The organism is Hungatella sp. L36 (assembly GCF_014288035.1).
This window is the reverse complement of record NZ_JACOPC010000001.1, coordinates 632,914-644,798: the sequence shown is the minus strand read 5'-3', so window position 1 is coordinate 644,798 and position 11,885 is coordinate 632,914. Positions and strand designations below refer to the sequence as shown.

Sequence of the window (11,885 nt, the reverse complement as noted above, 5' to 3'; positions counted from 1 at the left end):
CTCATTCTTTTAACTTTTCTTTGATGTAATCGTCGCAGCTGTGGGATACCTCCCCCTTGCTCCAGAGTCCGGCAAGGCCGATCTGGCCGGAGCCGAACACGGGCTCCTTAGCCCCGTCGATTTCCGGATTGACGTATTTGATAAACCACTGTTCCAGCTCGTAATTCATCGTTCTTCCGATCTCCTCATCCTTCTCGTTCCCCGCCAGAAGCAGGTTACTCCGCTCTCCCGGATCCTCCTGCAGATCGTACAGCTCATTGGGGCCGTAAGGATACCGTTTTATAAACTTATATCTGGTCCCGCGGATCATACGGTTGGGACCGTACTCATCCATCACCACAATGGATTCTCCCTGATGAAATTCCTGCCCCAGAAGTGCCGGAAGGAAGCTTTTCCCCGGAAGCTTCTCCCCACGATCCGTTCCCTCGATACCAGCATAATCGAGCAGTGTCGGCATAAAGTCATATGCAGACAAGAGCGAGGAATTCACCATCCCCGGCCCGATCACCCCTGGCTGGCTCATAATCATCGGAACCTTAACGGAAGATTCGTACATATTGATTGGGAAGGTACCGTTGCCCTTTCCCCAGAAGCCGTGATGGCCGCAGCTGAACCCATTATCGCTGCCAAAGATCACCAGGGTCTCTTCCCGGATCCCCAGTTCATCAAGCTGCTCCAGGATTCGTCCAATATTATAGTCCATGGCGGTGGCAGCTGCATAATATCCGATCTGATTCGCCCGCAAGTCCTGTAAGACTTCCTTCGTCAGATAAATACTGTCGGGATGCTCTTTCTCCATGGGACAGGACAAAAACCGGCAATTCTCATATAAATCGGTGTATTCTTTCGGATGGTTGTTAAGCCAGGGCGCGTGAGGCGCCGTATAGCCCACATGAAGATAGAAAGGCTGCTTTCCCGCATGCTCTTTCAAAAAAGAAATGGCGTCATCCGTGATGACATCCGTGACATAACCAGGTTCATAGACCAGACGGCCCTCTCTGTAAAAAGGAGCACCATAATAAGGGCCTCCGCCAGATTTGTGCGCAAACCAGTGTGTAAAACTCTTTTGAGGTACAGAACTCTTCCCCAGGTGCCATTTGCCGGACAGGCCGCACACGTATCCTTCCTGTGCCAGGATGTCGGTATAGGCAGTCTGACCTGCAAGATATTCTATATCCTCCTGTTTTTTATTATCGTCGCGAATCCAGTCGTGAACGCCGTGCTGAGACGGAATTCTCCCCGTCAGAAGTGACGCCCGCGCCGGAGAGCATACCGGCGATGCGCAGAAGAAGTTCTCGAAACGCATGCCTTCCGCTGCCAGCTTATCCAGGTTCGGTGTGATAATCTCCTCATTGCCGGAGCAGCCCATGGCCCATGCTCCCTGATCGTCAGATAATATAAAAACAATATTTGGTTTTTTTGTACTCATTTTTGTTCTCCTTACTATTACTTGTGGTAATAGCTGCGGCAAGTCGAACATTTATCTTTAGTATAGCGAATTGTTTTTTAAATGTAAAGCAAAACAGGAGCAGAAAAATCGCTGTCCGCCATTTTTCTGCTCCCATTCCTGTTATTCTCTTATTTAAAATACTTCACACCGGATTCGAATATCTTCAAATCCTGCTCCCCATAAATATTCATGGCAACTGCCTCGTCCCGTCTCTCGGAGTGAGCCATCTTGCCCAAAATTCTGCCATCCGGGCTTGTGATGCCCTCGATCGCCATATAGGAACCGTTCGGGTTCCAGAACTCGTCCATCGTCGGATTCCCGTTCTCATCCACGTACTGCGTCGCTACCTGGCCGTTCTCGAACAGCTTTTTAATCCAATCATCATTGGCCACAAAACGGCCCTCGCCGTGAGATGCCGGATTGCAGTATACGCCGCCAAGCTCGGCTCCCTGTAACCACGGAGACTTGTTCGTCACTACTTTCGTATAAACCATCTTGGAAATGTGGCGTCCGATGGTGTTCATAGCCAGAGTCGGAGAATCATTTCTCTGCGCCGTGATGGTTCCTTCCGGCACCAGACCCAGCTTGATCAGCGCCTGGAAGCCGTTGCAGATGCCCAGCATCAGGCCGTCGCGCTCATTTAACAGCTTTTCGATCTCTTCCCTGATCACCGCGTTGCGGAATACGGTTGCGAAGAATTTCGCGGACCCCTCCGGCTCGTCGCCAGCGGAGAAGCCGCCCGGGAACATGACGATCTGGGCTTTGGCAATCTCTTCTCTGTACGCCTCCACGGACTCTCTGATGTCATCGGCACTCATATTCTTAAATACCTTTGTCACCACATTTGCACCGGCCCGCTCAAATGCCTTTCGGCTGTCGTACTCGCAGTTGGTACCCGGGAATACCGGAATAAATACGTTCGGTTTTGCAACCTTATTCCTGCAGACATAGATGTCCTTTGTATCGTAGAGCGCTTCCGTCACAGGCGTATCTGCAACACCCGATCTGGTCGGGAACACATTTTCCAGCGTCTCTGTCCATGCGTTCAGCGCCTCGTCCATGGTGATGGCCGTGCTGCCGTATTCCAGGACTCCGCGGTCTGTCACTTCGCCGATGACTGTATAGGAAATAGACAACTCACCCACTTTACCGTCCGGAACCTCGCAGACGATGGAGCCCCAGTCCGGAGCGAAGAAATCTCTCGGGTCCACATTGTGCTCGATCTTAACGCCCAGCTTGTTGCCGAACGCCATCTTTGCCACGGATTCAGCCAAACCATGGCCTTCCACCGCATACGCGGAAATGACTCTGCCCGCAGTAATCTCATGATAAAGCTTCTCATACCCATCCATGAGCTGTTCATAAACCGGCAAATCATACTGGTCTTTCTCTATATGGAACACAACAATCTTACTGCCTGCCTTCTTAAACTCCGGAGTGATGATGTGCTTCTGATCGGCAATATCCACGGCAAAGGATACCAGTGTCGGCGGAACGTCAATCTCATTGAAGGTTCCGGACATGCTGTCCTTTCCGCCGATGGATGGAAGTCCGAAGCCCAGCTGAGCCTCGTATGCTCCAAGCAGAGCGGAGAACGGCTGGCTCCAGCGGGAGGCCTCCTCCGTCATCCGGCGGAAGTACTCCTGGAAGGTAAAACGGATCTTCTTATAGTCACCGCCTGCGGCCACGATCTTGGCTACAGAGGAAACAACCGCATAAACAGCGCCGTGATACGGGCTCCAGCTGGATAAATACGGATCAAAGCCGTAGCTCATCATCGTCACCGTATCTGTCTTTCCAGCAAGTACCGGAAGCTTCGCCACCATGGACTGCGTCTCTGTCAGCTGGTATTTACCGCCGTAAGGCATGAACACGCTGCCCGCGCCGATGGAACCGTCGAACATCTCTACCAGCCCCTTCTGGGAGCAGACATTTAAGTCGGAAAGCACCTTCATCCACTCACCCCGGACGTCAGAAATCTCCTTCCTGTCAAACGCTCTGCCTTCCTTTCCTTCCGCCAAACCGGAGTTGGAAGCGCTTACCCTGTTCGGGACCTCCACAACGACGGAAGCCTCCTGATGGGCACCGTTCGTATCCAGGAACGCGCGGCTGATATCCACGATATTTCTGCCTCTCCAGTTCATCACCAGACGCTGCTCCTCGGTCACCACGGCAACCTCGATGGCCTCTAAGTTCTCCTCCGCAGCGTAGGCTAAAAACTGTTTTACGTCCTTCGGATCGATGACGACAGCCATACGCTCCTGGCTCTCGGAGATGGCGATCTCTGTTCCATCCAGACCGGCATACTTCTTCGGAACCTTGTCTAAATCAATCTGTAAGCCGTCAGCCAGCTCGCCGATGGCAACGGATACTCCGCCTGCGCCGAAATCGTTGCATTTCTTAATGATGCTGCTGACTTCCGCACGGCGGAACAGTCTCTGAATCTTTCGCTCGGTTGGCGCATTTCCCTTCTGGACCTCGGCGCCGCAGGTCTCGATGGACGCCTCCGTATGTACCTTGGAGGCACCGGTAGCGCCGCCGCAGCCGTCACGTCCGGTACGTCCGCCCAGCAAAATGATGATATCACCCGGATCAGAGGTCTCGCGGATTACATTTTTACGTGGAGCTGCGCCCATGACGGCGCCGATCTCCATGCGCTTTGCCACGTAGTTGGGATGGTAAATTTCTTTTACATATCCGGTGGCAAGACCGATCTGGTTGCCGTAGGAGCTGTATCCGCTGGCCGCGCCGGTCACGATCTTTCTCTGAGGAAGCTTGCCCTTTAACGTCTCATTTAACGGTTTTGTCGGATCGGCAGCCCCTGTCACACGCATAGCCTGGTATACATACGTACGTCCGGACAGCGGATCACGGATAGCTCCGCCAAGACAGGTGGCAGCGCCGCCAAACGGCTCGATCTCCGTCGGATGGTTGTGTGTCTCATTCTTGAAATTGACGAGCCACTCCTCCTCTTTTCCATCGATTTCCACAGGCACCACGATGCTGCAGGCGTTGATCTCGTCGGATACTTCCAGATCATCCAGTTTGCCCTCCATGCGCAGCTTCTTCATGGCCATCAGCGCCAGATCCATCAGACAGACGAACTTGCCGCTCTTTCCCTTTAACACCACCTCACGGTCGGCTAAGTACTTCTGGTACGTCGTTTCGATCGGAACCCGGTAATCGCCCTCTGTAAATGTCACATCCTTCAATTCTGTCTGGAATGTGGTATGGCGGCAGTGATCGGACCAGTACGTATCCAGGACGCGGATCTCCGTCATGGACGGGTCTCTCTTCTCCTCGTCCCTGAAATAGTTCTGAATATGCTTAAAATCCTTAAAGGTCATAGCAAGGTTCAGGGAATCGTACAACTCCTTTAACGCGCCTTCCTGGGAGCTCTGGAACCCGTCGAATATGATAACGTCGGCCGGTGTCTCAAACACGGTTAAAAGCGTCTCCGGCTTTGTCTCATCCGTTTCTCTGGAATCCACCGGATTGATGCAGAAGGACTTGATATCCGCAGCTTCCGCCTCTGTCACGGTTCCGGAAATCACATAGGTCGTGGCCGATTTGATCACCGGCTCCTCGTCTTCCTTCAAAAGCTTCACACACTGCTCCGCAGAATCGGCCCTCTGATCGAACTGGCCCGGCAGGTACTCCACTGCAAACACCACGTCATTTTCATTTCTCGGAAATGTCTCCTCGTAGACCTCGTCCACCGGCGGCTCGGAAAAAATTGTCTCAAGCGCTGTCTTATAAGTCTCCTCGGATAAATTCTCGATGTCATAGCGAATCAGAACACGTACATCCGTCACGGTTACTATCCCAAGATAGCTGGCAATCTCCTCCTTAAGCTCATGGGCCTTTACGGCATAGGCCGGTTTCTTCTCTACATACACTCTTCTTACGCTCATAATTTCCTCCTTGGAAAATATCATTAAGTTCCAATCTTTATGTTTCATCGGGACGCACTGCCCCCTTTACTTCTCGTTGATATAATAATACCACAAGATATATCAATTAGAAAAATTAATATATCTTATGGTATTAATTATTGTATCTTATATTTATACTGCCTGTAGAAGGAAAGAAATCAGCCAGGTGATCGCCCACTGCAGCACCAGGCTCGCTGCCCACAGAATGACCATCCCTTTTATACTGGTTCCTCCGGCTTTCTGAAGAGAATCCATGAGTGCATCCTTCTGGACGGCACGCCTTCCGCGGCATCCCTGTTCATCGAGAATGGCATTTATATGGCGGCTGTAGAGCCAGTCGCCCAGCAGCCCGAACACGATCATGGATAAGACAAACAGACCGGCCGCCGCACTCATGAACACCAGCGCGTTGTCCGCCGTCAGCATCGTGTTCTCCAGGACGGACAACACCATCGTATAAATCACATTGAAGCCCATAATAGCCGCCGCTGCCTTCCACATTTTGCGGTAGGCAAACCATAACGCGGTAAACAGCGCCGCACACCAGTTAAAGCTGCAGCCTTTCTCATGAACCCGCTCGAACTTTCTCAGATAAACGGCGCTCTTTTTTCCGACACACGTCATGATATCTGAGACGAGATACTCACCGATCCTTACGTCGGTCATGCGTTCCCCATTCACTTCTGTCTTCACCTCTCCTTACGTCCGCCGCATCACTCAAACGGCATTTTCCATAATCTGTTTTATTATAGCATGCTTTGTGGAAAATGGTTTACTTTTTTTATATTTGATGTTGCCCGGCAACCATAGTATAATATAGAAACAGGAAGGTCTGAAAATCAGCAAACTGAAAATAAAATCACCAAACATCAGAAAGGCATAACCGCTCATGACTGCTCAGAATAAAATGCTCTCCCAAAACACCGCAGAAAACATCCGCTCAATGATCACAATCGAAAAACGTTTTGCCCCCGGGGACCGGCTCCCCAACGAACAGGATCTGGCGGACGAGCTTCATGTCAGCAGGACCACCCTGCGGGAAGCCGTAAAGATTCTGGCCGCGTACCGCGTTCTGGAGATCCGCCGGGGGATCGGCACCTTTGTCACGGAGGAAGCATTAAATGAAACACAGGATTTTGAACAGCTGGCCGATGTGAAAGCCAATGCAAAGGACTTGTATGAGATGCGGCTCATCTTCGAGCCGGAAGCCGCCGCCCTTGCCGCCCTGCGCGGAACTGAGGCGGAGATCAGACGGATCCTGGAGATCGGGGAACATATCGAACAGGAGATTCTCTCAAACCGGGACCGGACTGACGATGAACACGCATTCCACCGCGCAATTGCCCAGGCCACACACAATGAATTTATGAATAAGCTGATGCCTGTCCTCTATCAGGCCATCTCAAAGGGCGTCGTCCTGTCCGAAAGAAATGAGCAGGTAAAAAACCACACCATGGAGGACCACCGCATGATCATGGAATTTCTGGAACAGAGAAATCCGGAAGGCGCCAGAAATGCAATGAAAATCCACATACTTCACGCAATAAAAGAACTGAATATAGAGTAAAAATAAAAATCAGATATCCGCGCATCTATCCGCCGGACATCTGATTTTTTATTTTATCTTTCAGTCATACCATGTCTCATTGACATCGTATCTCTTTCGGTCTATAATCACATTAAACCCTGCATTTACGCAGGAGACCCGCAGCTATATCTCATATCAATCACTCAAAACAAAAGGAGGAAAACCATGATGGAACTCATCGACTTAACCACCTGGGACCGGGCCCTTCACTACCAGATTTTCCGAAACAGCGCCCAGCCGCAATACTGTGTCAGCTTTGAACTGGATATCACCAATTTTCTCACCGCTATGCGGGAAAAGGGGTATTCCTTTACCTTTTCCTTCGTCTATGCCGTTGCGGACTGTGCCAACCGAATCAAAGAATTCCGCTGCCGCTTTGTGGATGGCCAGCCTGTTGTGTTTGACCGGATCCACACGTCCTTCACGTATCTGAATCCGGATACGGAGCTTTTTAAGGTTGTAAATGTCGGGATGAAAGATACCCTGGAGGAATACGTCGCCCTGGCGAAGCGCACGGAGCAGAATCAGAAGGATTATTTCACCGGCCCCATGGGGAATGATATCTTCCAGTTCTCCGCATTTCCATGGGTATCCTTTACCCACATTTCCCACACCGATTCCGGCAGCAGGGACAATGCCACACCGCTGTTCGACTGGGGAAGGTATTTCGAACGGGACGGAAGGACACTGCTTCCTTTCTCGGTACAGGTGCACCACTCCTTTGTGGATGGCGTTCACATCGGAAAGCTGGCAAAGCTTCTGCAAGACTACCTGGACTGTTTTTGTTCCACGTCTGTGTAATACAGATGCCTTGGCAGCCCATCTACCATGATCGGCGTCAGCTCCGCCTGAATGAGCGGCTTGATATAGCTTACGAACTCCTCGGTCACGTAGTCGCCCGCCTCATTGATCCACTCCCTCGGCACCTTTTTCTCCACATTTGCCACCTTATGGACGTCGTAGATATCGGTCACACAGATATACGGGTCGTCCGAGACGCGCTTTAAGATAATCATCTTGCCTGTCTCCCCTTCGAACGCCGCTTTGACGGCTGCGCCGCCCACCTGGAACGCCTCGGTAATATCAACCCGTGACACGATATGGGAGGCGCAGCGCTGGAGGGAGTTAAACTCGATGGCCCTCGTCTTGCATCCGACTTCCCGTGAAATCTTCTCGGCAAGATAACGTGCGGTCCCGGTCAGCTGCCTGTGGCCAAAGGCATCCACGTAATCGATGGTGTCGGTCAGCTCACAGACGTAGCGTCCATCCGCCATCTTCACACCCTCTGAAATCGCAACCACCACGGATTTTTTCCGCTTGTGCAGCTCTTCCACCTTTTTCATGAAGTTCTCCACATCAAAGGGAATCTCAGGGAGAAAGATCATATCCGGCCCCTCGCAGTCCTCACACTTGGCAAGGGCGGCCGCGCCCGTGAGCCAGCCGGCGTTGCGGCCCATGATTTCCAAAAGCGTTACGTTCTGCTGGTCATACACCAGGCCGTCACGGATTACCTCCTTCGTGATGGAACCTATGTATTTTGCGGCGCTGCCATATCCCGGTGTATGATCCGTCGCGGCTAAATCATTGTCAATGGTCTTCGGCACGCCCATAAACCGGATCCTGCTGCCGTTTAAGATGGAGTAATCGGAGAGTTTTTTTATCGTATCCATGGAGTCATTGCCGCCGATATAGAAGAAGTATTCCACCTCCAGTTTATCCAGAATGGAAAAGATCTTTTTATAGATCTCCTGGTCTTCACAGATCTCCGGCAGTTTGTAACGGCAGGAGCCTAAATAGGCGGAGGGAGTTCTCTTTAACAGTTCAATATCCAGATCATTTTTGATGTGTTCCGACAGATCCACGTACCGTTCTTCCAGCAGTCCCTGAATACCGTGCAGCATCCCGAAAACCTTTTTTGCTCCCCTGTCCTTTGCTGTCTTATAGACACCTGCAAGACTGGAATTAATGACCGCCGTGGGTCCGCCTGACTGGCCGACAATTACATTTCCTCTTACTTCTTTCATCTCCGCAATCCTCCATGACCATGATTATTTTTTGTTTTTGTAAGTACTTACAATTCCTACGCTCCTATCATAATATAGAGAAATTGTAAAAGTCAACTGTAGATATTTTATTCACAAATTTTCATTGTTTTACAATGAATACAAGCCATTTTTCGACCTCATGCAAACAAAGAGTCCGGCAAGCCGGACTCTCGCGCCGGAGCGCGGTCGCTTCAGCGGCCATATTTCCTCAGCGCGTAGTGCGCATCCCCCGGAGGGTTTTTATTTCACAGGACGAACTTTCCTGTGAAATAAAAAAGCAGGGCGTGTTACGCGCTCTGCTCTTCCACTGCGGTCACATTCGACTCCAGCATTTCTTTCAATTCTTCCATTCCGATTCCCTGTTCTGTGAGCAGGCCGCGGATTGTTTTAAACTCCTCCAGTTCGATCTGTTCGTTTAATGCTTTTTCCTTTTCTTTTAAGGTAACGAGGCAGTTCTCATACTGTTTGATGCTCTCTCTTACCTCATTTAACTGATCCTGTAATTTTTCCACCGGTGATTTTCTTACGCCTCTCGCCATATTGAAAACGCTCCTTTTCTTTCCTGTTATAGGTTGTATCATTCTTTTTTAGTATATGTAAAAAAGTGGGAACTTATTCCATAAATAACAAATATCCATTACTTCTCCGTTCCAATATGATATAATGAAAAAACAAACGAAAAAGGAGATATCTATGGAAAAAATACGATCCATAAGAACTGTGCTGGCGTTCAGTCTTGTTTTTCTGTTAGCCGGATGTTCCGGGAAACAGGACGGCGCCATGACAATTCAGAAGGCTGAGCTGACGGAAAAGGAACAGCAGACTGTCGCCTTGATTGAGACCGGACGCAGTGTAAAATTATATGATTATAAAACGGAACCCGGGATTTCTTCTCTTCTTTTTTCCGTCGAAACGCTGAACGAACAGGGGCAGTGGGAAACCGTCGCTTCCTCGGTTTTCAGCCAGTCCGGCCAGGAAGATGACCGCGTCGCCATTCTGTTTTCCGATGACTCCATTACCTTTTCCTGCGGGGAGGGCCGGTACGAAGTCATGCTCGGTTCCAGCCATTATAAAAATACTGCGGATTCCTGGCTGACAGAGACTTCCCCCATCCGGACAGATGAAAAAATCCCCCTCGGTATCGTGGCATACACCGACTCCGATTCCGTCATCTTTCCAAATACAGACGACTATGAGGAACCGGAAAAGCTGTCTGGCAGACAGTATAAAGAAGTCAAAGCCGTCACCCTCCAGTTCTCCGGTGAGACACTCCCCGGAAGCGAAAAAGAAAGGAACACACCATGAATATGAAAAAAACAGCATTTAAAACCCTCGCGCTGATCTTTACCGTGCTGACCCTTTTAGGCTCTCTCTACGTCCTGCTGCAGAGAGGCCAGGTAAGCCCCGGATATGCGGTGATTCCCATGCTGTTTGCAATACTCTTTATCCAATTGTCTCATTCCGTGCCCCGGTAAACGTACAGAGTGCCGCTACCTCTTACAGAGATGCGCGGTGTCGTTCACCTCCAGCAGCATATAATCCTGCGTGATGGGATTGTAATTCACGGTAGTAATGCTGGCGTTATCTACTATAATCTCCGCTTCTTCCGGATGGTTTCTCATTAAATAGGCGACAATATAAGCCATGGTCGCACCGTGGGACACGACCGCGATATCTTCCCGGCCGTTTGTCATCTCCATGACGGCTTCGATGGCCCCTGCTACCCGTTCCATGGCCTCCATCTGGGTTTCACCGCCGGGCGGCGCCACATCCACCGGATTGATGGACCAGCGCTCATACTCTGCCGGATACTGTTCCTTTATCTCGTCCCAGGTCATGCCTTCCCATTTGCCGAATTCCACCTCGATGAGTCCCGGAACCAGATAAGTCTCCACCTGCTGGCGGTCGCCGATCATCCGCGCCGTCTCCACCGCCCGCATCAGCGTGCTGGAAAATATCTTTGTCACCGGCCGGCTGTCCATCCCCTCCGCCACAAGCTTCGCCTGGGCTCTTCCCGTGTCATTTAAGGGTATGTCGTGACTGCCCTGAATCTTTCCCTGGATATTCCAGTCCGTCTGTCCATGGCGTATCAGATATAGTTTCATTCCTCTTCATCCTCCGCAGCCTCAGTAATTTCTATTCCTTCCACTTCTGCCAGTTCTTCCAGATCCGCGTTTTCCGCATTCATGCTCATGGCATCCATGGCCATCTTCATGATGTCCTTCACTTCATCTACAGTCATCTTCATCTTATCCGCCAGCTCTTCCACCGCAGCCTCACGCCCCAGCTCCCTGGCAAGCGCCTGGGATACGGTCTGCAGTACGTTGACTCTGGCAGCCAGTTCCTCTCCGGTCTGCTCCGCGGACTCTTCCTCCTCCACAGCCAGATCAAGCGCTTCCTTCATCCGTGCCGTCAAAAAGCCCTCGAAATCACCGTCTCCCGGATTGGTTAAGAATTCCGTCACGGCCATGGTCAGCGCCATGTTCGCCTCGGCGACCAGGTCCGTCAAAAGTACTCCCTTTCCGTCATACGCTTTCGCACAGGTTAAGGCGGCTTCCAGATTCCCCTCGATGAGGCGCTTCTTCGCCCCCTCATTCCCGGCCGCGGCGTCATTTAACAGCTGCGTGTTCTCCTCCTGCGTACAGGGAGTGATCGCTTTCATTTCTTCCAGGTACATCTGATAAAAATCGTCATGCATAAATCTTACTCTCCTTCTGACTGCTAAGTTGTAATAGTTCAGACAGCTCATCTTCTTGACCCAAAAACGGTCAAGAAGCATCGGATATCCATCCGATGTAAAAATCAGTGCAAAAACGGTCTTATAAGCAAGCTTAACGCCCGCCTTTGCACTGATTTTTCCGCCGTTT

General features: G+C 50.8%; 11 protein-coding genes. 4 read left to right on the top strand and 7 right to left on the bottom strand.

Annotation, left to right across the window (positions count from 1 at the left end; translation table 11 throughout):
* Position 1: 1 nt before the first annotated feature.
* The 3 genes from H8S80_RS02710 to H8S80_RS02700 form a co-directional block, all read right to left on the bottom strand.
* On the bottom strand, positions 2-1,429 hold the full coding sequence (locus tag H8S80_RS02710; RefSeq protein ID WP_117630172.1) for a sulfatase family protein: 1,428 nt from the start codon (positions 1,427-1,429) through the stop codon (positions 2-4).
* A 149-nt stretch (positions 1,430-1,578) separates the two neighbouring features.
* Positions 1,579-5,364 (bottom strand): phosphoribosylformylglycinamidine synthase, encoded by a 3,786-nt coding sequence (locus H8S80_RS02705; RefSeq protein WP_117630496.1) that lies wholly within the window; start codon positions 5,362-5,364, stop codon positions 1,579-1,581.
* Between the two features lie 153 nt (positions 5,365-5,517).
* Positions 5,518-6,078, bottom strand: a complete 561-nt coding sequence (locus H8S80_RS02700; protein WP_243006286.1) for a DUF2628 domain-containing protein — start codon at positions 6,076-6,078, stop codon at positions 5,518-5,520.
* A gap of 196 nt (positions 6,079-6,274) precedes the next feature.
* Between H8S80_RS02700 and H8S80_RS02695 the strand changes: the two genes are divergently transcribed.
* Together H8S80_RS02695 and H8S80_RS02690 are read left to right on the top strand one after the other, a co-directional pair.
* Entirely contained in the window at positions 6,275-6,952 is a 678-nt protein-coding gene (locus H8S80_RS02695; protein WP_002600441.1) for a FadR/GntR family transcriptional regulator, read from the top strand.
* A 189-nt stretch (positions 6,953-7,141) separates the two neighbouring features.
* Entirely contained in the window at positions 7,142-7,774 is a 633-nt protein-coding gene (locus H8S80_RS02690) for a CatA-like O-acetyltransferase (protein ID WP_117630495.1), read from the top strand.
* On the opposite strand, the gene H8S80_RS02685 is transcribed toward H8S80_RS02690, so the two are convergent.
* The gene (locus H8S80_RS02685; RefSeq protein ID WP_002600443.1) at positions 7,741-8,997 is read right to left on the bottom strand and encodes a 6-phosphofructokinase; all 1,257 of its coding nucleotides are present in this window, start codon (positions 8,995-8,997) and stop codon (positions 7,741-7,743) included. The two genes, H8S80_RS02690 and H8S80_RS02685, sit on opposite strands and share 34 nt — an antisense overlap.
* A gap of 308 nt (positions 8,998-9,305) precedes the next feature.
* On the bottom strand, positions 9,306-9,557 hold the full coding sequence (locus tag H8S80_RS02680) for a hypothetical protein (RefSeq protein WP_002600444.1): 252 nt from the start codon (positions 9,555-9,557) through the stop codon (positions 9,306-9,308).
* Positions 9,558-9,711: 154 nt separating this feature from the next.
* On the opposite strand from H8S80_RS02680, the gene H8S80_RS02675 reads away from it, so the two are divergent.
* Positions 9,712-10,323, top strand: coding sequence for a hypothetical protein (locus H8S80_RS02675; RefSeq protein WP_117630171.1), 612 nt, complete (start codon positions 9,712-9,714; stop codon positions 10,321-10,323).
* Positions 10,320-10,493: a hypothetical protein gene (locus tag H8S80_RS02670; RefSeq protein ID WP_002600446.1), complete on the top strand. Its 174-nt coding sequence runs from the start codon at positions 10,320-10,322 to the stop codon at positions 10,491-10,493. The genes H8S80_RS02675 and H8S80_RS02670 overlap by 4 nt, the downstream gene beginning before the upstream one ends.
* A gap of 15 nt (positions 10,494-10,508) precedes the next feature.
* Here the strand turns inward: H8S80_RS02670 and H8S80_RS02665 are convergent, their stop codons facing one another.
* Positions 10,509-11,123 (bottom strand): histidine phosphatase family protein, encoded by a 615-nt coding sequence (locus tag H8S80_RS02665; protein WP_002600447.1) that lies wholly within the window; start codon positions 11,121-11,123, stop codon positions 10,509-10,511.
* Positions 11,120-11,716 (bottom strand): sigma-70 domain-containing protein, encoded by a 597-nt coding sequence (locus H8S80_RS02660; RefSeq protein ID WP_002600448.1) that lies wholly within the window; start codon positions 11,714-11,716, stop codon positions 11,120-11,122. Before H8S80_RS02660 ends, H8S80_RS02665 begins: the two co-directional genes overlap by 4 nt.
* Positions 11,717-11,885 lie beyond the last annotated feature (169 nt).